Raw genomic sequence first — 22,276 nt, 5'->3', positions numbered from 1 at the left:
CGAGATCAGCGGAAGATCGAGGTGGCGACTTCTCCGGTTTCGGGGGCCACCACATCTTGGACGACATCGAACAACGCCACCGAGATCACGGTGAACGCGAGGATCAGGACCAGTCCGGCCGCAAGGATTCCGCGATCCTGACGGTGTCGTGGTGGTTCGCTGAGGGCCTGCACGCGGCGAACGACGTCGCCGCCGGTACTGGCGAGAGTGCGGGTTCCATGGTCGAGGTGTTTGCGCAGCAAGGCGGTTCTGGCGATGGCAGACAACGTATCTCGACGGCCGAGTGCCGCTGCGCTCTCGTCGGCCTGACGTTCGGCGGCGTGCCGGACCTTCGGGGGCACCGGCCGAAGAATAGGGTCCAGCCGAGCCGCGATTTCACACATCTGGATCCACACGCTGTGGCGATGCCGTAGGTGCGCGCGCTCGTGTTCGACCACGGCGCGTAATTCGTTGTCCGACAGAGCCTCCGCGAGGCCGGTGGTGATCACGACTGCACCTCCGCCAGAGGGGACGGCGAAAGCGTCGGGAACGTCGGAGTCGACCACGACGATGCCGCCCGTCGCCCGCGCCTCGTCACCGAACTCGGAGGCGATCGACGCGCCGACGGCGACGCGTCGAACATGGCGGGCGACCTCGACCACGCGCCAGAACATCCACGCGGAGATGATGATTCCCACCGTCATCCAGGCAAGCTCACCTGACGCCAGCAGCACCGCGGCAACCGCGGCCAGGGATGCGGCGACTGCAAACGCGGTGACCATCGACAGGATGGGCAACAGGACGACGGCAGTCGACGGGTTGAGTCGACGGTCGATGTGGTCGGCTCCGAATCCCAGCAGCAGTGACAGCACCCAGGGCAGGACTGCGACGACCAGGAGCAGGGTCATGGGTGTTGCTCGGCTGCGTCCGACTTGGCCAGAAGTTCTCGCAGCGTTGCCTCGTCCTCGGGGTCGAGTGCGGCCACGAAGCTGGCCAGTACGTCTGCGCGTTCGGCTCGGGCACCGAGTTCGGTCCGCATCCGCATTGCGGCCCGGAGTGCGGGGATCTCGTCGACCGGGGCATTGAGGGTGTAGACGAAGGATCGCCCACGCCGCTCGCGATCGACGAGGCCTTTGCCGTGCAGGCGCACCAGCGCGGTCATGACAGTGGTGTGGGCGAGCTCGGAGTCCAGATGCTCGCGGGCCTGGGCCACCGAGAGTTCCGTGTGCTCGCCGAGCAACTCGAGGATCGACTCCTCCAACTGTCCGGACGCTCTACGCACTGCGATTCCTCACTCGGGTCGGTTACTTCGAGGATAGGCGACGGGTGGCTTTCACGAAACCGATGTATGTCGTATTACTGGCGGACGGCACAATGCTGTAATACGCTGTCGGTATCAGCCCATCACCACGAGGACCAGCCATGAGCGTCGAAGCGAATACTCGCGCGATAGAGAAGACCGTCGTCACCGACTTCAGCGACCGTATGAGCTACGGCGCGTACCTGGACCTCGACACGTTGCTCAGCGCCCAGAAGCCGGTGAGCACCCCCGAGCATCACGACGAACTGCTGTTCATCATTCAGCACCAGACCACCGAACTGTGGCTCAAGCTGGTGCTGCACGAGACGCTGGCCGCGCGGGCGGCTCTCGATGCCGACGACATCGGCACCGCCCTCAAATGCGTCGCCCGGGTCAAGCGCATTCAGAAGACGCTGACCGAGCAGTGGTCCGTCCTGGCCACGCTCACCCCGACGGAGTACTCACAGTTCCGTGGGTTTCTCGGCAACTCGTCGGGTTTCCAGTCGCATCAGTACCGGGCCGTGGAGTTCGTTCTCGGCAACAAGAATGCGGGCATGCTGACGGTCTTCGAGTCCGATCCGGCTGCGCATCAATTGCTTTCGACGCTGCTGCACGAGCCGAGCCTGTACGACGCCTTCTGGCAGTCGCTGGCGCGTCAGGGGTACGACGTACCGGCATCGGCGCTCGATCGCGATGTCACCGCGGCATACACGTTCAACGAGGATCTGATGCCGCTGATCAAGTTCGTCTACGAGAATCACACCGAACATTGGGCGGTGTACGAAGCCTTCGAGGAGTTCGTCGATCTCGAGGAGAACTTCCAGCTGTGGCGCTTCCGGCACATGCGGACGGTGCTCCGTACCATCGGAATGAAGAGCGGGACCGGAGGCTCGAGTGGTGTCGGATTTCTGCAGAAAGCGCTCGAACTCACCTTCTTTCCCGAATTGCTCGCTGTGAGAACGGAAATCGGCCGATGATGGAACACGCACTCGAACTCGACAACAAGGACCCGCTCCGCAGCTACCGCGACAAATTCCTCGGCAGTGACGACCCGTCCATCAGCGCATATCTCGACGGCAACTCGCTGGGCCGGCCCACCAAGGCAAGCGTCGTACGCATCAATGCCTTCATGACGCAGGCCTGGGGCGGACGCCTCATCCGCGGTTGGGACGAGCAGTGGTTCGATCTCCCCGTCACCATCGGCGACGCCCTGGCCCACGCCACCCTCGGGGCAGCGTCCGGACAGACCACGATTGGCGATTCGACGACGGTACTGCTGTACAAGCTGGCACGGGCGGCGATCGCCATGCGGCCGGGTCGCACCGAGATCGTCATCGACCGCGACAACTTCCCGACCGACCGATACTTGCTCGAAGGCATTGCAGCAGAGTTGAATATGACGCTGCGATGGATCGATACGGACCGCCGCAGTGGTATCGAACCCGAACAACTCGCCGAGGTGGTGGGGGAGAACACCGCCTTGGTGGTGATCACCCACGTCGCCTACCGGTCCGGCTTCCTCGTCGACGTGGCCGAGACGACGCGCATCACGCACGCAGCCGGAGCGCTGATGCTGCTGGATGTGTGCCACTCCGTCGGGTCGGTACCGCTCGAACTCGATTCCTGGGGAGTGGATCTGGCCGTCGGATGTACGTACAAGTACCTCAACGGAGGACCCGGATCACCGGCCTTCGCGTACGTGCGCAGTGATCTTCAGGGCGATTTCGTCCAACCTATCTGGGGCTGGATGGGTCGCGCCGATCCCTTCGAGATGGCGCAGGGTTACGTTCCGGCGCAGGGTATTCGACGCGTCATCAGCGGCACGCCGTCGGTGTTCGGGATGATCGCGATGCAGGACACCATCGAGATGATCGCCGAGGTGGGGATGGACGCGATACGCGCGAAGTCCGTCGCACTCACCGAATACGCGCTCGAGCTCGTCCGCGAGATGCTGATACCGCTCGGGGTGGAGATCGCCTCACCCGAGGATTCGAATCGACGCGGCGGTCATATCACCATCGACCATCCCGAGTTCAAGGCGATCAACGCTCGCCTGTGGGAGAAGGGCGTCATCCCGGATTACCGCGCGCCGCAGGGTATTCGCCTGGGATTGAGCCCACTGAGTACCTCGTACCGAGAGGTGTATCTGGGAATCGTGGCGATCCGTGACGAACTCCGCGCCTAGCACTGCCGGGGCCATCCTCGACGACTTCGACTCTCGCCCGGGAAGCGCCACCTCCTTGGTGCGTACCGTGCTCGGGGCTTACGTTCGCCCTCTGGGAGGGTGGTTCGCCATCGCCGATTTTGTGGTCTGGATGGACGCACTCGGAGTGCCACCGGAGAGCACGCGCATCGCGGTGGCCAGGTTGAAGAAGAAGGGCGTCGTCGAATCGAGTAATCGTGACGGCCGCACCGGCTATCGCATCACCGAGCAGGCCGACGCGATGTTCGCGCGCGGCGACGGTCGGATCTTCGGGTTCCGGCGGATGGCCGACGGCGATCCGTTTCGGCTCATCTCGTTCACCATCCCCGAGACCCAACGCGCCGCGCGCCACCAACTGAGGCGTCGACTCTCCGGAATAGGATGCGGCACAGTCTCACCCGGTCTGTGGATCGCACCCGAATATCTCGCGGACGAGGCCGGTGCCATCGTCGACGCGTTGGAGCTCTCGCCCTACGTGACGACGTTCGTCGCCTCCGAGGTCGCGCCGCCGACCACGCTGCGTGAGAGCGCCGCGCAGTGGTGGGATCTGGCCGGCATCGCCGATCGGCATCGAGCATTCTTGGCCGCCTACGACTCCGAGGTCCCGGCCGGGGACCCCCGCGACGCGTTCGTCACTTTCGTGCCGTTGCTCGACGAATGGCGCGTCATTCCCTACGTCGACCCGGGCCTTCCGCCGTCCATGACGCCGAAGGACTGGCCGGGAACCCGGGCCGTCGCGACCTTCGAGGCAGCGCGAGAGCGCTACCTCGAGGTCAGTCGAGAATGGGTCGCGAGCTAACTGCTCTGGTACGACGGTTCGCGCTTCTTGATGTACGAGATGACGCGGTACGTGATCGGCATGACGATGACCTCGGCCAGTGTCTTCCACAGGAATCCGACGATGACGTAGTTGATGAAGTCGGTCCAGGTGGTGATGCCGATGACTCCGGCGGCGATGGAGCAGAAGATCAGGGTGTCGAAGAATTCGCCGACGATGGTCGAGCCGATCAGTCGCGCCCACAGGTGCTTTTCCTTGGTGCGTTCCTTGATCTTGACCAGGACGACGGAGTTGAGCAGCTGCCCGACGGTATAGCCGGCGAGACCGGCGAGGACGAGTCGGGGGACAACACCGACGACGGTTTCGAGGGCCTCTTGGTTCTCGTAGAACGAGGCGGCGGGAAGTTCGATGGCGATCCAGAAGCACACGGAGGTGAGCAGCAACGATCCGAAGCCGAGGTAGATCGCGCGGCGTGCGGCCTTGAAGCCGTAGACCTCGCTGAGGACGTCGCCGAGGATGTAGGCGAGGGGGAACAGGAAGAATGCCCCGTCGGTGTTGATCGGCAGGATTTGGAAGGGTCCGAGCATGACGTCGGACGAGGCGAAGAAGGCGACACCTTTGCTGGCGGCCACGTTCGAGATCAGCAGCGTCGCGACGAAGAGAGCGACGATGGTGGGGTAGTAGCCCCGGCTGATGTGAGCGAACGTGGCCTGCCCAGACTCGGTGCCGCCGTTGGCGGCGGTGTGTTCGGTAGTGGTCACTGCTCGATCCAAGCACCGAGACGACGATGGGCGCGAATCCCGGGTGAGGGATACGCGTCCATCGGGGCAGATCTCAGGTCAGGCGACGCGTCCGCGCACCGTGACGCGGTAGGCGTAGGTTCCGGCGATGATCGTGATCGGGATGGAGACCAGCAGACCGATGCCGATGAGGACGGCACCGACGATGTTGATGCCGACCAGGGCGAGGGCCAGCACGAAGAGGGTCCCACCGTTGGACGCGATCGCCTGGGCGCTGGCCTTGATGGCGGGAATCGGCTCGTCACCGCGATCGATGACGAACTGGAAGGTCCACCACGTGAAGAACGTGATGACGATGCCGGGGATGACCAGCAGGACGAAGCCGATGCTGGTGGCTATGCCGACGAGGATGCCGGCGATGATGACGGCGGCAACATTGCCGAACTGGAAGAAGGACCCGAACCCGGGCTTGATCCCGTCCACCTCGTGCAGGGCACCGCGGACGAGTGCCGCCTGAATGAGGAGCGCGACGACTCCGACGATGACACTGAAGATCAAGCTGAGGACGACGTTGTCGGAGCTCAACACGACGTTCAGGACGCCCTGGATGATCGCGGCGACGAGGACGATGCCGACCCAGACGAGGGCGTTCTCCTTGAACTTGCCGAAGCCATATCCGATTGCCGTTCCCACGGACAGCTGCGTCGGCATCGGTGACTCACCGAAGGCCGGAGGCGGCGGGTAGTTGCCCTGCGGGGGCGGTGGGTAGCCACCGGGTGGTGGGTAGCCGCCTTGCTGGGGGTAATCGGCGGGAGGAGGCGGGTAGTTCCCGGGTGGTGGGTAGCCGCCCTGCGGAGGTGGTGGGTAGTTGCCCTGGGGAGGTGGCGGGTAACCGCCCTGCGGGGGCGGGGGATAGCCGCCGGGGTTCTGTGGATCCTTGTCGGGGTCGTAGCCGCCTGAGGTCATCGTGTCCTTCTCCCTCGGGAAGAGTTGTCGCGGTCACTGTACGTCCGATTCGTCCCCGAGTTGGGTCCTGTCGCATTGCAACGTGATCTCGATCGGTTCGTAGATCAGAGATTCGAGGGGTCGAACACCCACGGTTCGCGCGGCACCAGCGTCGGCTTCCACCGCTCGAGCAGTTCCTCGGCGTTCTTTACGTCCGGCATTCCGAGGGATGCTGTGATGAGCGCCCACGCATCGGGCCGTTCGCGCAGCGTCACCGCGCCGTCCCGCTTGGCCAGACGCTTGCCCTCGACATTGAGTGCGAGGGGCACATGGACGTAGGTGGCGGGGGTGAGGCCGAGAAGTTGCGCCAGATATCCCTGCCGCGGGGCAGAGGTGAGCAGGTCGTCGCCGCGCACGATCTGGTCGACGCCCTGCGCGCCATCGTCGACGACGACGGCGAGGTTGTAGGCGGGGACGCCGTCGGATCGGCGAAGGACGAAGTCGTCCACCTGGCCTCGGAACAGTCCGTGCAGCTGGTCGACGATGGTGAAATCGGTTACCTGCGAACGCAATCGGATGGCTGGCGGGCGGTCCTTCGCTGCTTTCTGGTCCGCGGTCAGATTGCGACAGGTTCCGGGATACGCGCCGTCGGGTGCATGGGGCGCCGATGCGGCCTGAAGGATTTCCCGACGCGTGCAAAAACACTCGTACGTCAGCCCGGCTGCGGTGAGCGTGCGAATCGTGGCGTCGTAGATTTCCCGACGCTCGGATTGCCGCATGATCGGCCCGTCCCAGTCGAGTCCGATGGCGGCGAGGTCGTCGAGTTGGCGTTGCTCGGAGCCGGGTTCCACGCGATCGAGGTCTTCGACGCGCATCACAAAGCGTCGTTCGGTGGAGCGGGCGAAGAGCGAGGCCAGTAACGCGGTTCTTAGATTCCCGAGATGCAAGTCGCCGGAGGGACTGGGAGCAAAGCGTCCGGCGGGCATGGAAGCAGCTTAGTTTCTGGTGCGTTGGGTTTTGGAATGGAGGGCGGTGTGCGGCCGGCGCCGGCCGACATTGCCAGAGGCGCTGATCTGGGCTCTCCCCACGACCGACTACATCAAGGCGTCGAAAATCGACTTTCCGCGCCAGCGTCGGCAAGCCAGCAGTTCAGCACAATCTCGCATCGTAAACCGGTCGATGACCTGCGCCAGCTGCGAACATAGCCTTCCGACCAGGCGAAATACCAGCGGTGCGCACCGCCACTTGCGACCGCGCGAGAACTCGGGCGAGCCATGCTAAACGCCCACACTATGGCTGCCGCCAAGCAGGAACAGAGGTCGTCATCCTTATCGCCGACAGAGCAGGGGGGGGGGGGGGGGGGGGTAGTCGCGAGGGACGCGGAGCGGCTACAAGCCGGTGTGCACCTTCTCAAGTGCATCGGGTTGGTAGGCACTGTTACTTCTCTCGAAAGCGCGGCAGGTGGTGAGGACCTCTCGGGAAGAACCGTGATCCAACAGTTGTACGGTCGACTCCGCAGCCTCGACGACGCACTTCCGCCGCTGGATTCCACCAACATTAGTATCTCGCGTGCTGGCAGCGGCGTCAGCCAAGCCCCGGGCAGTTGACTCGCACAGAATGGCTTAACAAAAAGCTGAATTTACCCAAAGCGAGGGCCAACCTTGAGGGTAGAGTCGCCTTCAACTAGTCAGCAAAGCCGACGCTCTGAATAGCGACGCCAGGGGAGCCCATGACCTACCTATACGAACAGAGCAACGCTGAACGCTTTCAGGAACTAGTTCAGACAATTTTCCTCGCGACTTACCCCCACCTTCAATGCTATCCTATCGGCCAACCCGACGGTGGCCGCGACGGGTGGGATCCAGCCTCCGACACTGTCCTTCAGGTGAAGTTTAAGAAATCCACTGAAGCGGACGAGGATGTCACCGCCGACTGGATGATCAAAGCCCTCGAAGGAGAGAAAGAAAAAATAGCGCGGCTAGCGCTAAATGGCGCACAAAGTTATGTCATGATCACCAATGCAAAGGGTACTGCGCATTGGGAGGCCGGTAGAATAGATAAAGTGCAATTCTGGATGGATAGCAACCTTGCAATTCCAGGAAAATGTTACTGGCGCGACGATGTCGATCGACGGTTGGATCGAGAGACATCCTCGTTGAAGTTGAAGTATTCCGAGATGCTGACTCTGCAGGATGGGGTAGAGATAGCGTTATCGACCCTTACGGGGGGTGACATTGAACGTCGTCGAAATGCCCTGCAAGCATTCATTGCCAAACAGTTTAAAGATGATGCGACGGTCAAGTTTAAGCAGGTAGATATGACCAATGAACAGGTCACTCAATTGTTTGTCGATGTACCGGTTGACCTGAGCGCGGGTACACCCGAACTAGCGCACAGCAGGCCAAGCAAAAAGAGCGGCTACTTAAATGTTGCAGCCCTACTCGCCAAAAAGCTTAACATGACTCCTTTCAGAACCAGTAGACATACTGCTGGGTTTATCATCCGACAGCCTTCAGGCCGTCTAATTGAGCGTACCTTTGGGACCGCCGAACTCTTACTCGAAAGTCGTTTGGAAGAGCACCTCTCGCGGACAGTGATCGAAGGTGCCCCCGGTCAAGGAAAGTCTACGTTGGCGCAATATCTTTGTCAGATTCACCGCGCGAAACAGCTTGGAAAGCAAGATGTTATAGACACAATACCAGAGAACTTCAGGCGGATCGCTTTTCGGTTTCCTATCAAGATAGATCTAAGAGATTTTGCCTCTTTTCTCGACGGAAATTCTCCCTTCTCATACGACGGAGCGCGTCAGATTGGTCCGCGTTCTTTTGAAAATTTTGTCGCAGAGCTTGTCTCGTTCAAATCTGGCGGATTCGAATTTGATGTAAACGACGTATCGTCACTGTTGAAGTCGTCACCGGTCCTTATCTTCCTGGATGGTCTAGATGAAGTAGCCGACCTAGATCTACGACGATGGCTGATTAACGAAGTAGTAGATGCGGTCGAACGCTTCAGTGCATTGGAAGCCGACGTCCAGGTAATAGTGACTAGTCGTCCATCGATTTTCGGTAATGTTCCGAGCTTTACAGATCACGGTTTTTTAACAGTAAAGCTCGACAACCTTGACGAACCAACGATTAATCGTTACGCGGATAAGTGGATTGCGGCAAGGAATTTGGAGGAACAGGAAAGTCTAGACGTCAAGAAGATATTGGGCGAGAAACTTCGTCTTCCGCATATAAGAGAGCTGACCCGCAATCCAATGCAGCTCACAATACTCCTTACCCTCATTCACCAAGTAGGGCATTCGCTGCCGGACCAGCGAACAGACTTGTATAGACGCTATGTTGATCTCTTTCTTACGAGAGAGGCCGACAAATCGTCTGAGGTCCGAGAGCATCGTCAAGTTTTGTTGGAATTTATTCAGAAACTAGCATGGATCTTGCAGGCTGAAGCAGAATCGGCTAAAGGTGTCGGAAGCATCTCCACCGATGCACTGACGGATCAAGCTCGCATGTATCTGAAGTCGCAGTCGCTTCCTGAAAAACTGGCTGACGACCTCTTCGGCGGCGGACTCGAACGCGTATTCGTTCTGGTGGCAAGAATTCAGGGGCAGTACGAATTTGAGGTTCAACCACTGCGTGAGTATTTCGCGGCGCAACATTTATATCAAACTGCTCCGGTTGGCACGTATCGCGATTCGACGCCGCCGGGAGACCGAGCTCAGCGATTTGAGGCAACTGCCTTGAATCCATTCTGGATGAATGTGTGCCGATTCTACGCGGGTTGCTATTCCAGCGGTGAACTAGGAACCTTGGTTCTAAGCTTAGAAGAAATGATCAGCAGTCACGATCTTGGCGTCTCCATACACGCACGTCGGCTAGGGCTGGCGCTATTGCAGGATTGGGTTTTCTCGTCAAAAACTTATGCGCAAGACAAGCTTGTCAGGTTGATATTCGATCAGGTGGGTCTGTCGGTCCTTGAGCACGGACTTGTCAATTCAGGTATCGAGCTCAACGTTAAGTGTGGACGCGACACTCTACGGGACATCCTTGTCAACGGCATCTTGGAGAACCCAACTTCTCGTGCTGCGAGGGAATATGCAAATATCCTCCTTGGGAACGGAGGAAACGATTCTGCATCGACTTTTTACGAGGCAGCCGTGGGGCAGTCCGGCAGCGACCGGACCACATTAATTTACTTGATGTGCGAGGCTATGGTCGGCGAGACCCTTGATGGAGCTCAGCGTAAACGTTTGATTGCTGGAGATAGTCCCGACGAAACTCAATTTTACCGTAGGATTAGCGTCTTTGGCGCGACGTTTCCTGAACTTACGTTGGGAGACTCGTTCTTAGAGTCGAACTATATCGAGTCCGTTTTGCGTTTCGTCAGAACCGACTGGGGCGGCACTGGAAGTTTCACGAAACTGACCAATTTTACCTATGCACATTCAGTTGTAAACGAGGGAATCGAACGTAGCGTTTTATCAAGACGAGTCGGTGTGCAGCCTGACAGTTTGGGCGATCACGCTCCTGCCACACCGCTGGAAGCTTACCTGTATGACGTCTTCAGGACGCCCATCGCGAATGATGATTCCATGGACTTTTCCGCAGGAAAGCAGGTCAAATATCTAGTTGACACCTCTGTTAAACATTTTGGCGTGACCCCATCAAGCGTTATTATGTCTCTGTATTATGCAGGAATACCTACTGCAAGCTACGGCGAAGCGCGTTCGATGAAGAATTTGTTTGATCCAGATATTTCGCTAGCTGAACGAGCAAGGTCTGCCAGAATGAAGCGTGCCACTTCGTCATGGTGGCTTGAGCAAAAGGGAAATGCAAGAAACACGATCGATGTCATGCTATGGGCGGGCCTAGTCGCACTGTGGAGCAGTCCCTCAATATTGACCGATTTATCCATGCAGTTAAATGAGGCAACGGCCGAACTTACCGATCTTCAGTTCGAATGCATTCGCGGCGGAATAAGATCCGTAGTGCAAGGTCCGGTCACGAAACGCGCTGACCGTAATCGGTTAGCGAAGGTTGACCTTCGGCAATTCTCGCCTTACGCTGGTACGTTAGTGGCAGAAGCGTTTCAACTTAATTGGTCCAGTTTTAAGAGCAGCCCCGACCAAAATAAGTCAGATCCGCTAGGAAGTTACCTCGGAGGGTTGAAGGACCTGGAAAAATTGAAGAGAGTACCTTCTCAAAGTAATCATTTGAGGAACCTTCGGTGGTTGCAGGGTGTGTCGGACAGTCAGGATCGAGGGCTCGACGTCAATTTTGCATATCCTCGCATCACGAAGATAACGAAGGATCGTGCACTCGCCGAAAGCGTGATCATTGAGGCACCAACAGTGCTTCCTGAAGCGGTATCGTTCAGTTTAGAAACGGTTGAGTCGGGTTACGTACCTAAGGTCGTGTCATTGATCGCCGATAACGAAGGGTGGAGTTACGAGTAGACGCCGTCCTACCTAGTAGGCCGAGGTCAGAAGATAGCTGCCACTGCGCGGATTTTAAGAACGTTCTCTAATGTCAACGTTCGATGGCGATTCAGCGACCTCAGTTTTCGTAAGTCGGTGAATGTGAGCGCCGGAGACGAATCCCAGGGCGTGTGGTCTGCGAACAGCCACATGCTCAACCTCAACCCCCAACAATGAACCGCGCCCCACCCGGAATCGTCAACCCCACTGGATCCCCAATTCGCACCGCAGATCCCCCCGCCAATTCCACCTTCACAACCGTCGAGCCCACCGTCACCTCAGCGATGCTCCGAAATCCGGTAGGCCGCAGACCAGAAACAACCCCACGAATCCCGTTGTCATCCAACGTGATCAATTCATGCCGCAGTAGCAACACGGCTGGCCCAGCAGCAAGTGAAACCCCCTCCACCTCCAACTCCCCGAGCTCGGAGCGATGCACCCCAACCCCGTCCCACTGACCCTCGATTTCGTTGATCCCACCCATCAGGCGCGACACTGCCAGCGTGCTCGGACGTGTGTAGGCAGTCGCAATATCGGAGCGATGCTCCAATCGACCGTCGATGAGCACCGCCACCGAATCGGCCAGCACCGCCGCCTCCTGTTGATCGTGAGTGACGAGCAGCAGAGTCTGATCCAACGTCGAGCGCAATTCCCGGACGAGGTCGTGCATCTCGGTGCGCAACACCGGGTCCAGTGCACTGAAGGGCTCGTCCAACAACAGCACTCGCGGGGATCCAGCGAGTGAACGCGCCAACGCAACCCGTTGCGCTTGCCCACCGGATACCTCGGACACTGCTCGGCCCCCGATGTCACCGAGATTCACCAGGTCGAGGTACTCCCGGGCCCGCTCGCGCGACCGCTTGCGACTCTCCCCAGCTGCGCGGTAGGCGAAGCCGATGTTGTCCAGTACCGACATGTGCGGGAACAACATCGGACGCTGAAACACCATCCCGACGCCGCGATTCTCGGCCGCGACACCGTTCACCTCGCGGCCGTCGATGCGCACCGTGCCGGCAGTGGGTGAATCGAGGCCGGCGATGAGCCGTAGCGCAGTGCTCTTGCCCGAGCCCGATGGGCCGAGAATCGCCGTGCAGGATCCCGGTGACACGGTCAGATCCAACGAATCCAGAGCTGCAACCGATTGACCGGCATGGACTTTCGTGAGTCCGTGTACGGACAGTTCGACGCTCATCGTGCACTCCTACGACGCAACCGGGCCAGCATGAGCACCAGCAACAACGGTGGCAAGACGGCGGCGACCGACAGCGCAGCCACCACCGAATCGTTGCCGGTGCCTGCAGCGAACGAGGCGACCAGAATGGGCACGGTGACCAGTCTGCCGCCACCGATCAGCAGCGTGATCACGTAATCGCTCCACGCCACGAGGAAGGCGAGTAACGCCGCCCCCGCCAACGCCGGAGCCAGCAGCGGAATGCGAATCCGCCGCAGCACCATGGCACTCGACGCACCGAGAGTGCGCGCCTCCTCCTCGTAGCCGATGTCGTACGCGCCAAACGCGACTCGCATCAGATACGTCGTGTACGGAACGGCCGCAACGGTCAGCAGCGCGATCACCGCCACCGTGCTCGGAATGCGCGAGCGCAGCACCAGCACATCGAGTCCCAATGCCACGGCGAACGGGGGCAGGGCAAGTGGTGCGAAGAGAACCCCGGCCACGAAAGCGGGGAAGCGCACCGTTCCGTTCACCAGTGCGCGAGCCGCCAACGCGCCCAATGGCGTTGCGATGGCGGCGACAGCGAGAGCGAGCACCGTCGATCGCACGAACGCATCGACGCCACCGGCGTCGAGAGCACTCCGAACGCCGTCGAATCCCCACTCCTGAGGAACCGAACCGGGAAACGACCAGCGATTGCTGATGGCCCACAAGACAACCGGAATCAGCGGCAACAGGAACCACAGGACCAGAACGGACCTGCCGACAGCGGGAAGAATCCTGTTCATTTCCACGCTGCCGATCTGCGCAGATAGTGCAGTGCCACCGCGGCCACGACCACCGTCAGAGCGGTGGCGATCGTCGCGGTAGCGGCTGCCTGCGGACGTGTCTGAAGATCGATCGAGGTGAACAGGCGAATCGCCATCACCGACAACGGCTCCGGATACGGTCGACCCAGAATGCGGGCCACCTCGTACGAGCCGACGGTGTAGGCGAAGGCGATGGCCGCCGACGCGATCAGCGCGGGCCGAGCCAACGGCAGCGTGACCAAACGGAGCCGAGTCCACCGGCCGGCGCCCAAGGTTGCGGCCGTCTCGTCGAATGCAGCTACTCGGGTAGCGAGAGTCCCGGCCACGACGACGGCCACGAAAGCCGATTCTTTCCAGGCATATTCGGCGACGACGGCGATCGACCACCGCCCGCCGACCAACTCCGGCCAGCCGCCGTCGGTTCTGCCGAGTATGCGGGGCAGCATTCCCGAATCCGCCAGCAACAGGGCCATCGCGGCCGCCCCGATCAGGTGCGGCACCGTGACCGTCAATCCGGCGGCGGCCAACGCGGCGCGTCCACCCGACAACGCCGTCAGCGCAGCCGCGAGCCCGATCACCGTGGCCAAGGCGGTCGACACGACGGCGATCGACAGCGTCAACGCCATCGAGCGCCACAGGTCACCGCCCAGCGCGGAGTACGCGTCGACCGATAGTTCGGGGGTTCCGACCAACGGCATCAGACCCAGGCTCTGCAGCACCACGGTGCCGAGACCGCCGCCGACGACGAGAACGACCAAGACTACGGCGGGGAGTACCGCCGCTGTGCCGCGAAAGCTCTTCGTGGACGCGCTCACTGCCCGGCGAGCACGCTTCGGCGCCATCCCTCGTCGAGCGGGGTGACCCAGTCGGCCGAGAGTTCGGGATGCGCGTTCGCCGAGAGCTCCTCGTAGGAGGGCAGAACCGTCGAACTCGGCAACGCCTCGAACTGCGCGCGGGCGTCATCGGGCAATCGGTCGATATCGAGCACAGTGAACTGCCCCCACACGTCCGGCGTCGCCTTCTCGAGTTGTTGCTCGGGCGACAACGCGAGATTGGCAACCACCTGTGCCGCCGCCGACTTCCCCGATGTCGACGGAATGGCAAGGAAACTCGCATTCCCGACGGTTCCCTCGTCGAGCGTCAGGACGCGGGTCTCCGGGGGGAAGGTGCCGTCGGCGACGAGTTTCGGGAGGGTCGCGGGGCCGTACGTCATGGTCATGTCGACCTGGCCACCGGCGTAGAGGGCGTCGAGCTCGGAGGAGGACTGCGGGTACGTCGTTCCTTCGCGCCACAGTGACGGGGCGAGCTCGTTCAATCGATCGAACAGTGCCGGGGCCAGGCGATCGTAGGAGTCCTGATCGAACTGAGCGGGAACCTCGTCGACACCGCCGGAGGCATTGATCAACGCCTCACGCACGAACACCGAGCCGGTGAAGTCCGGGGGAGCGGGATAGGTGAAGCGGCCCGGGTTCGCGCGAGCCCAGTCGAGCACGCCGTCGAATGTCGTCGGCGGATCGGGGATGGCCGCTGCGTTGTAGACCAATGTGAATTGAGCTTTGTGCCAGGGTGATTCGCAGTTCTCGACCGGAGTACCGAAGTCGTCGAGCAGCAGCGGATCCTCGGGATCGGTCAGTTCCATGTTCGGCAGATTCTGCGTCCACCCGCACAGCCACGCGCCGGCCTGCTTACCGGTGCCGAAGTTCGCGCCGTTGACCCACACCAGATCGACTTCGCCGTCGGTGACCCCGGCCTGCCGCTCGGACAGGATGCGGTTGACGGCATCGGTCGTCGATTCCACTGGCACGCGCCGCAGTGTGACGCCCTCTTCGGCGGCCGCGGGCGTCAGCACGTCGTCGACGTAGGCATTGCCCTGCTCGTCGCCGCCGTACATCCACAGCGAGACGGTCTGCCCCTGCGCCTGCTGTTGGATCTCGCTCCAGGACAAGTCCTCGGCGCGCGGAGCCTCCGATGATGGTGCTGCGCATGCGGTCAGCAGCAGCCCTGCGCTCGCCGCAATCGTCACTGCGCACCGTACTGAACGAATCACCGTGGGCCCTCCAGATCAACCGAAGCAGCCGTCGTCGACGCTGCCCTCACCACCGTAATCGGTCGAATGAGACAACCGCTGAACACGCGGGCACACCGGTCGTGTGCACAATGGATCCTGACCGCCGGACGAGAGGCACACACCGTGACGCAGGACCGCCCGACGCGTAGTCGCCGCGGCACGACCCTGAAATTGCTCGCGGCTGCCGTGGTCGTCGTCGCTCTGGTGATCGTGCTCGGCACCGTCGACCTGCCCGATCCGTCGTTCATCCGTGACCGAGTGGCGTCGGCCGGGCCCTGGGGCATCGCGCTGTTCGTCGTGCTCTATGCCGTCCTGTCGGCCACTCCGTTCCCCGCCAGCACGTTGACCATCGCGTCGGGACTGCTGTTCGGTCTGGCTGTGGGCGCAACCGTCGTGGTGTTCGCCGCCACGATGGGGGCGTATCTCGGGTACTGGGGAGCGCGGGCGCTGGGACGCGGCCAGGTGGCCCGCACCGAATGGGACAGGCTCCGCCGGCTCGACGCCATGCTCGGACGCCGCGGATTGCTGTCGGTACTGCTCGTGCGACTCGTGCCGCTGCCGTTCTCCTTGGTGAACTACGCGGCCGGAGTCAGTGCCGTGGGGCAACGTGACTACGTGGTGGGCACCATGATCGGCATCGTGCCCGCGACCGTCGCCTACACCGCACTCGGTGCGTACGGGACCTCGCCGCTGTCGTGGCCGTTCGCCATCGCATTGCTCGCGGTACTGGCGATCGCGGCCGGTTCGGCCCTGTTGGCACGCCGCCTGGGACTCACCGGTGCAGCCGAATGATCGACAGCTTTCTGCGTCGCCACCTCGAAAGCCCGCTCGATCGCTGCGCCCGCGCCCTCGATCGCCCCGCGATCACCCCCGACCGGATCACCGCCGCCGGACTGGTGCTCGGCCTCGGTAGTGCACTGGCCGCCGGCCTGCAGTTCTGGTTGCTCGCTTTGTTCTTGTGGGTCGTCTCCCGGATCGCCGACGGCCTGGACGGGCCATTGGCGCGCAGGCGGGCGGCAACAGCCGGAGCCGGCGGATTCTTCGACATCACCGCCGATTTTGTGGTCTACGGCACGACGGTGGTGGGCGTCGCGGTAGGTGCCTCGGCCGGATACGACGCCCCGTGGTGGCCGTTCCTGCTTGTGCTGCTGGCGTACTACATCAACGGCACCGCGTTTCTTGCGTTCTCCTCGATCGCCGAGCGCACCGGTCGCACCATCGACGACGGCCGTTCGCTGTCGTTCCTCGGAGGGTTGGCCGAGGGAGCCGAAACCATTGCAGTACACAGTCTGTGGCTGCTGTTGCCCGGCATCTCGTGGCAGATTGCGGTGGTCTGGGCGGCCGTGGTCGCGGTGAGCTCCACCCAACGGATCATCGCCGGGTATCGCGCGCTCTCCTGATCCACGCGCCGCGCACCTTCGCCAGCGCGGCCGTTGCTCGGGAAATCACCGGAGAACCCAACTGCAACTTCACGTCCGCTATCGCCGCGTTCCACGGCCCGTCGTTGTACGTCGGATACGGATGCGTCGCACCGGCGAGATCTCGGGTACGCAACCCCTGCTCGATGGCGATGATCAGCTCCCCGATCGTCTCGCCCGCTCGCGGTCCCACCACGCAGGCCCCGACGATGCGACGCTTGGCATCGAGCACCAGCGTCGTCGATCCGTTGGTTGCCCTTTCGGTGACGGCCCGATCGACGTGGTGGTGGTCCAGAATTTGCAGCCGTAGTCCGCGACCGCGAGCGGTACGCACATCGATTCCCGCCGAGGCGATCTCAGGATCGGTGAACGTCACCCGCGGGGTTCCGGTCCTACTCACTGTTCGGTTCAGACCGAGTGCCGCGTTGCTCGCAGCCAGGCTGCCGTGTACACCGGCGGTGTGCGTGAACTGAGGATGACCGGTGAGATCTCCGGCCGCCCAGATACGGGGATTGGTGGTCCGCAGATGCTCGTCGACGCGCACGAATCCGTTGTCGTCCAACGATACTCCGGCCGCATCCAAGCCGAGTGATGCGGTACGCGGAGTCCGCCCGGTGGCGATGAGCACTCGATCGAATTGGATCTCGACACCCGTATCGGTCACGGCCGAACTTTCGTCGATACGCACGACGGCGGTGGAGGTCAGGACGCGCACACCCTCGTCGGTCAACGCGTGCGCCAGGATCGACGAGGCCTCAGGGTGCTCCCGAGGCAGGATCGTCGCCGACCGTCCAACCAGAGTCACGTCCGATCCGAGGCGCGAAAATGCCTGCACCATTTCACAACCCACCGACCCGGCCCCGACGATCAGAAGTCGCTGCGGCAAATCCTTCAGATCCCACAGGGTGTCGCTGGTCAGGTAGTCCACGTGCTCGATGCCGTCGATCGCCGGCACCGCGGGATGCGCACCGGTGGTCACGATCGCCTGACCGAAATGCAGTATCCGCGTACCGACGCTCACGGTGTTCGGACCGGTGAACACGGCGTCACCGCTGATCACGTGGACTCCGGCCGCGGTCAGTGCCTCCGGCGAATCGATCGGCGCGATTTCGGCGATCGACCCGTGCACGTGCTGCATCACGCGCCCGAAATCGACGCTCGGCGGCTGGCTGACGATGCCGAAGCGGGACGCGGATCGAACCGTCTGCGCCACCGACGCCGCCGCGAGCAGTGCTTTGGACGGAACGCATCCGGTCCACAGGCAGTCGCCGCCGGTGCGGTCCCGCTCGATCAATATGACGCGAATGCCGAAGCCGGCCGCGGTCTTCGCCGCCACGATGCCGGCGGTGCCGCCGCCCACCACGACCACGTCGGCGCGGTTCTCGGGCACACTCGAAGACGAACGACGGATTCCCATACCTCCCACTATGCCCGCGCCCTGGAGAGACCCGAGATGAGACGACCGACCAAGTACACGACGTCGGCGCGCCTGTACGACGTGATCTCCTTCGAACGGCCGGTGTATCGCGCCGGCCGGGAGTCGGCGTTCGAGTTGCTGAATCTGCCTGCCGGAAGCCATGTTCTGGACCTCGGCTGCGGGACAGGGCTGAACTTCGCGGGGCTGCAGCGGATGATCGGCCCGACCGGCTCGATCACCGGAGTCGACGCCAGCCCGCAGATGCTCGAACAGGCCCGACGGCGAGCCGACCGGGCCGGTTGGGACAACGTCACGCTCGTCGCAGCCGACGCCACCGCCCCCGCCAGCGCGGATCTGGGCAAGCGCGCCCCGTTCGATGCGGCCCTGAGCACCTACGCACTCTCGCTGATGACGCCGTGGCAGGCGGCCCTCGAGGCAATGATCGCGGCGACGCGAGTGGGCGGCGTCGTGGCCGTCGTCGACATGCAGCGCCCCGTCGGACGCGCGGCGGTGTGGACCCCGCTGGCGAAACTTGCGTGCCGACTCGGAGGGGCGGACATCGAGGCTCATCCGTGGACGGCGATGACGCCACTGCTGCACGATCTGTCGACTCGGGCCGTCCGCGGCGGCCACATCCAGGTCCGCGTCGGGACTGTCGTCTCTCGCCCAGCAGCGCCGAGTTCGTAACCGACGCTCGCCCCCGTGGCAACCGGACGAGCGTTCCCGGTGAGTTTTCGCTCGGGCCGAGGTCCACACGACCATGACGACACAGACAGTTTCCGTTCCCGGTGCGACCCTGACCTACGACGTGATCGGCGAGCTCGAGCCCGGGGTCACCCCTTTGGTGCTCATCGGCTCACCCATGGATGCCAGTGGGTTCGTGACGTTGGCGTCGCACTTCCGCGACCGGGTGGTCGTCACGTACGACCCGAGAAATGTCGGACGCAGTCGACGAGACGACGCGACCGCCGCAGTCACCTTCGGCGAACATGCCGACGACCTGCATACAGTGCTCACCGCCGTCGGCCACGGTCCGGTGGATGTGTTCGCCTCGAGCGGGGGTGCGGTCAATGCGCTGGTGCTCGTCAGCAAGTACCCGTCCGACATCCGGACGTTGGTGGCCCACGAACCACCCGCCGGAGGCACGCTTCCTGACCGGGAGAACATCGCGACGGTGTGCGCACACATGGTGGCCACATACGACGCTCACGGACGCGGCCCTGCCATGGCCGAATTCATGTCGCTGCTGATGCATGCAGGCCCCATCGACGACGCGTTCTTCGCTCGCCCGGCACCGGACCCCGCGCAGTTCGGCCTTCCGACCGAGGACGACGGAACCCGCGACGATGCCCTGATGTCCAACATGCGCGGGGGAGGCGTCGACTTCGCGCCGGATGTCGACGCATTGCGTGCTGCTCCCACCACAGTGGTGATCGGAGTAGGGGAAGAATCCGGCGGCCCCGAGGACGGTCACATCGCGGCTCGCGCAGCGTATTCGACTGCGGCGCTCCTCGGATCGGAGCCGATCGTCTTTGCCGGCGGCCACTCGGGATTCCTCGGCGGCGAATTCGGTCAGACCGGAAAGCCGACCGAATTTGCCGAGAGTCTGCGAAAAGTATTGGGCTGAACAAGGTTTGTCCCGAAGAAGACCCCACCGAACCAGGAGACATCATGGGCCTCATCACGTTGGAGCTGTTCGCCACCCTCGACCTCGTCGCACAATCGCCCGGAAGCCCCGAGGAAGATCCCGAGAACTTCCCCTACGGTGGCTGGCAGGTTCCTCTCCTCGACGAGGTCTCCGGGGCGCAAGTCGACGCTGCATACGAGGGCACGGATGCGCTCCTGCTCGGGCGGCGCACCTACGACATCTTCGCCGCGTACTGGCCGAGCCAGAACGGCCCGTTCGCAACGCTGTTCAACGCCATACCGAAATACGTGGCCTCGCGCGGCACACCCGATCTGCGGTGGGACGGTTCGACCCAACTCGGACCGGACCTGGTCGGTGCGGTGCGTGAGATCCGAGATCGACACGACCACATCAAAGTGGTCGGAAGCCTCGATCTGGTTCAGACTCTGTTGCGCGAGAAGCTCTTCGATCGACTCGATCTGTGGGTGCATCCCATCCTTCTCGGAGTGGGAAAGAGAGTGTTCGCCGACGGCACCGTGCCCAGCAACCTGACGTTGCTCGAGCCACCGGCCGTCGACGGCAAAGGCACCGTCTACCTGCGTTACGGCCTCGACGCCGGAACCCTGGACGTCGGCAATATGGACGACGTGCTGGGCGACTGATGCGGCCGAAGTCTCACTTCTTCTGGCGTCGGCTCCCGGCGTGCCAATCCTGCTGCACGCCCGCCTCGTCCTCCTGAACGCCGAGGGCCTTCAGTTGGGGGAGCTCACGCAGGCTGCGCTTCATCTCGGCGAAGCCGGGGAATCGAGCGAGTCCGATGACGTTGTCCCACAGCGCTACTGCCTCCTCGTCGCTGGGCAGTCTGCTGATCACCGGACCGAAGAACGCGACGCCGTCCGGTGGCTCGAAGGCGATGATGGGGGTTCCGACGTCCTTGCCGGTCAGCGAGAGAGCATGATCGGTTTCGGCCTGGATCTCGTCGTCCAGGGACGAATCATCCAGTGCTGCAGTGTGACGGGTGGGCAGCCCGACTTCTTCGAGGATCGGGGCCAGGAATGCAGCGGTGCCGCGATGGCCGTGGCTCGCAGCATCGTCGGGCACCACCTCGGTGTCGAAGATGTGGGTGCCGAGGGCCTGATACAGCGGCCCGACAGCGTCCGACCCATGCTCACGACGAACAGAGGCAGCCGCCCGCAACAGTCGCAGGCCCGCGGTGTGGCCTGCCTCGTACTCGGGTGGAAAGTGCGCGTCGTAGTCGATGTGGGAGTTGAGCAGGCGCAGCGAGATGAACCGCCAGTCGACGGTGTACTCGCGCTGGGCCTGGACCTTGCGAACCCATTTGCTGGTCATCCAGGCGAACGGGCACACCGGATCGAAATAGAAGTCGATATCGGCCATCGAGTGGACGCTCCTTCTCGGGGACGGAAGTTCTGTCCACTCGACGGTATACGCCACCTCCCGGCGAATCAGCGGGCCGCCGCCTGCGCCGGTATCACCGAGACGGCAGGCCGTGGCAGATTCCATCGGCTGCACCCGTCACGCAGGGCAGCGTCCACAGAGCGCACGACGGACGTCAGGTACGGGACGGAGAAGTTCATCCACTCCTCGGTCGATCCGCCGCTCAGAATGATGCGGTGCACCGGCGACCCGCACGACGTGGAGACCGACGTGCGGCGCAGCGCTATCTCGGCGGCCGAGGCCCATTCAGTCGGGTCACCGGAGTCGTCGACGTCGCTGTGGAGACCGACCACCTGCACTCGGTGACCGCAGAGTGCTGCCGGCGCATCGTTGTCGAGGTAGACGTATTTGGTTCGTTGCGCGCACTGTGCCAATCGAGCGATCTGCGAATCCGTGCCGACGACAAAACGGAACACCCCGCGGTGCACGGCACTGCGGATGCCGTCGGTGCTGGCCCCGCATCGAAACACTATGTGGTTCGGTCGAATCCCGCTGAGCTGCACACGATCGAGCTCGTCGTCATCGTGCGCGAGGACGGTGACACCGGAGTTCCGTACCCAGGTGGCGAGACCGTGATCGCCGAGCGCGTTCGCACGGACACCGAAACCGACCCCTGGAATGACCCGACGCATGAGGTGGATCGAATTGTGCAGTTGTGTCGAGTGATCGGGCGCTTCGAGCGAGAGTGTCATGCACTCAGATATACGCCCGCGCGAACCGCTCGGGCAGTTCGTTGACGGAGTTTTGACGCGACGTACCGAGATTCTTACGGGGTGCAGATGGGTCGAGGCGCATCTGTTACCGCGGTGTCAAGGTCATCGTCCCCAGCGTCAATTTCCCGTCAAGGCAGGGCTGTTCGCCTCCGATCGGGACGATGATCG

The 22,276-nt window shown here is 62.4% G+C and carries 21 protein-coding genes; 9 read left to right on the top strand and 12 right to left on the bottom strand.

Annotation, left to right across the window (positions count from 1 at the left end):
* Positions 1 to 5: 5 nt before the first annotated feature.
* Positions 6 to 887: a M56 family metallopeptidase gene (locus CH271_RS28115; RefSeq protein ID WP_094635731.1), complete on the bottom strand. Its 882-nt coding sequence runs from the start codon at positions 885 to 887 to the stop codon at positions 6 to 8.
* On the bottom strand, positions 884 to 1,261 hold the full coding sequence (locus tag CH271_RS28110) for a BlaI/MecI/CopY family transcriptional regulator (protein WP_094635730.1): 378 nt from the start codon (positions 1,259 to 1,261) through the stop codon (positions 884 to 886). Before CH271_RS28110 ends, CH271_RS28115 begins: the two co-directional genes overlap by 4 nt.
* Before the next feature lie 140 nt (positions 1,262 to 1,401).
* On the opposite strand from CH271_RS28110, the gene CH271_RS28105 reads away from it, so the two are divergent.
* From CH271_RS28105 to CH271_RS28095, 3 genes are read left to right on the top strand one after another with little or no spacing between them, the layout of a single operon-like run.
* Entirely contained in the window at positions 1,402 to 2,256 is an 855-nt protein-coding gene (locus tag CH271_RS28105) for a tryptophan 2,3-dioxygenase (protein ID WP_094635729.1), read from the top strand.
* Positions 2,256 to 3,464 (top strand): kynureninase, encoded by a 1,209-nt coding sequence (locus CH271_RS28100; protein WP_094635765.1) that lies wholly within the window; start codon positions 2,256 to 2,258, stop codon positions 3,462 to 3,464. Before CH271_RS28105 ends, CH271_RS28100 begins: the two co-directional genes overlap by 1 nt.
* Positions 3,445 to 4,281, top strand: a complete 837-nt coding sequence (locus tag CH271_RS28095; protein WP_094635728.1) for a PaaX family transcriptional regulator — start codon at positions 3,445 to 3,447, stop codon at positions 4,279 to 4,281. The genes CH271_RS28100 and CH271_RS28095 overlap by 20 nt, the downstream gene beginning before the upstream one ends.
* Here the strand turns inward: CH271_RS28095 and CH271_RS28090 are convergent.
* The 3 genes from CH271_RS28090 to gluQRS form a co-directional block, all read right to left on the bottom strand.
* Entirely contained in the window at positions 4,278 to 5,021 is a 744-nt protein-coding gene (locus tag CH271_RS28090; protein ID WP_037187689.1) for a queuosine precursor transporter, read from the bottom strand. The genes CH271_RS28095 and CH271_RS28090 overlap by 4 nt on opposite strands.
* Positions 5,022 to 5,099: 78 nt before the next feature.
* On the bottom strand, positions 5,100 to 5,966 hold the full coding sequence (locus tag CH271_RS29065) for a hypothetical protein (RefSeq protein ID WP_094635727.1): 867 nt from the start codon (positions 5,964 to 5,966) through the stop codon (positions 5,100 to 5,102).
* Positions 5,967 to 6,070: 104 nt separating this feature from the next.
* Entirely contained in the window at positions 6,071 to 6,931 is an 861-nt protein-coding gene (gluQRS, locus tag CH271_RS28080; RefSeq protein WP_094635726.1) for a tRNA glutamyl-Q(34) synthetase GluQRS, read from the bottom strand.
* 899 nt (positions 6,932 to 7,830) lie between these two features.
* Between gluQRS and CH271_RS28605 the strand changes: the two genes are divergently transcribed.
* The gene (locus CH271_RS28605) at positions 7,831 to 11,403 is read left to right on the top strand and encodes an NACHT domain-containing protein (protein WP_143546135.1); all 3,573 of its coding nucleotides are present in this window, start codon (positions 7,831 to 7,833) and stop codon (positions 11,401 to 11,403) included.
* Between the two features lie 181 nt (positions 11,404 to 11,584).
* Here the strand turns inward: CH271_RS28605 and CH271_RS28060 are convergent, their stop codons facing one another.
* The 4 genes from CH271_RS28060 to CH271_RS28045 are packed head-to-tail and all read right to left on the bottom strand — an operon-like array spanning position 11,585 to position 15,430.
* Positions 11,585 to 12,616, bottom strand: a complete 1,032-nt coding sequence (locus CH271_RS28060) for an ABC transporter ATP-binding protein (protein ID WP_094635722.1) — start codon at positions 12,614 to 12,616, stop codon at positions 11,585 to 11,587.
* The gene (locus tag CH271_RS28055; RefSeq protein WP_094635721.1) at positions 12,613 to 13,386 is read right to left on the bottom strand and encodes an ABC transporter permease; all 774 of its coding nucleotides are present in this window, start codon (positions 13,384 to 13,386) and stop codon (positions 12,613 to 12,615) included. Before CH271_RS28055 ends, CH271_RS28060 begins: the two co-directional genes overlap by 4 nt.
* A complete protein-coding gene (locus CH271_RS28050; protein ID WP_094635764.1) occupies positions 13,383 to 14,222 on the bottom strand; it encodes an ABC transporter permease in 840 nt (279 codons plus the stop codon). Before CH271_RS28050 ends, CH271_RS28055 begins: the two co-directional genes overlap by 4 nt.
* Positions 14,219 to 15,430, bottom strand: a complete 1,212-nt coding sequence (locus tag CH271_RS28045) for an ABC transporter substrate-binding protein (protein WP_179274692.1) — start codon at positions 15,428 to 15,430, stop codon at positions 14,219 to 14,221. Before CH271_RS28045 ends, CH271_RS28050 begins: the two co-directional genes overlap by 4 nt.
* Positions 15,431 to 15,598: 168 nt before the next feature.
* Here CH271_RS28045 and CH271_RS28040 point away from each other — a divergent pair, with 168 nt between their 5' ends.
* Together CH271_RS28040 and CH271_RS28035 are read left to right on the top strand one after the other, a co-directional pair.
* On the top strand, positions 15,599 to 16,267 hold the full coding sequence (locus tag CH271_RS28040; protein WP_230596149.1) for a TVP38/TMEM64 family protein: 669 nt from the start codon (positions 15,599 to 15,601) through the stop codon (positions 16,265 to 16,267).
* Positions 16,264 to 16,875, top strand: a complete 612-nt coding sequence (locus tag CH271_RS28035) for a CDP-alcohol phosphatidyltransferase family protein (protein WP_094635720.1) — start codon at positions 16,264 to 16,266, stop codon at positions 16,873 to 16,875. Before CH271_RS28040 ends, CH271_RS28035 begins: the two co-directional genes overlap by 4 nt.
* Here the strand turns inward: CH271_RS28035 and CH271_RS28030 are convergent.
* Entirely contained in the window at positions 16,847 to 18,310 is a 1,464-nt protein-coding gene (locus CH271_RS28030) for a dihydrolipoyl dehydrogenase family protein (RefSeq protein ID WP_094635719.1), read from the bottom strand. The genes CH271_RS28035 and CH271_RS28030 overlap by 29 nt on opposite strands.
* Positions 18,311 to 18,346: 36 nt before the next feature.
* On the opposite strand from CH271_RS28030, the gene CH271_RS28025 reads away from it, so the two are divergent.
* From CH271_RS28025 to CH271_RS28015, 3 genes are all read left to right on the top strand, one after another.
* Entirely contained in the window at positions 18,347 to 18,997 is a 651-nt protein-coding gene (locus tag CH271_RS28025) for a class I SAM-dependent methyltransferase (RefSeq protein WP_094635718.1), read from the top strand.
* Positions 18,998 to 19,070: 73 nt separating this feature from the next.
* Positions 19,071 to 19,937 carry an alpha/beta fold hydrolase gene (locus tag CH271_RS28020; RefSeq protein ID WP_094635717.1) on the top strand — a complete coding sequence of 289 codons (867 nt, stop codon included), beginning with the start codon at positions 19,071 to 19,073 and terminating at the stop codon, positions 19,935 to 19,937.
* Between the two features lie 44 nt (positions 19,938 to 19,981).
* Positions 19,982 to 20,599 (top strand): dihydrofolate reductase family protein, encoded by a 618-nt coding sequence (locus tag CH271_RS28015; RefSeq protein WP_094635716.1) that lies wholly within the window; start codon positions 19,982 to 19,984, stop codon positions 20,597 to 20,599.
* 13 nt (positions 20,600 to 20,612) lie between these two features.
* On the opposite strand, the gene CH271_RS28010 is transcribed toward CH271_RS28015, so the two are convergent.
* The gene (locus CH271_RS28010; RefSeq protein WP_094635715.1) at positions 20,613 to 21,335 is read right to left on the bottom strand and encodes a mycothiol-dependent nitroreductase Rv2466c family protein; all 723 of its coding nucleotides are present in this window, start codon (positions 21,333 to 21,335) and stop codon (positions 20,613 to 20,615) included.
* Between the two features lie 68 nt (positions 21,336 to 21,403).
* Positions 21,404 to 22,087, bottom strand: a complete 684-nt coding sequence (locus tag CH271_RS28005; protein WP_094635714.1) for a hypothetical protein — start codon at positions 22,085 to 22,087, stop codon at positions 21,404 to 21,406.
* Positions 22,088 to 22,276 lie beyond the last annotated feature (189 nt).

Source organism: Rhodococcus sp. 05-340-2 (assembly GCF_002258915.1).
In the GTDB taxonomy this organism is placed as follows: Bacteria; Actinomycetota; Actinomycetes; order Mycobacteriales; family Mycobacteriaceae; genus Rhodococcoides.
Note: the sequence above shows the minus strand (reverse complement) of the source record. Positions and strands in the feature narration are given on the sequence as shown.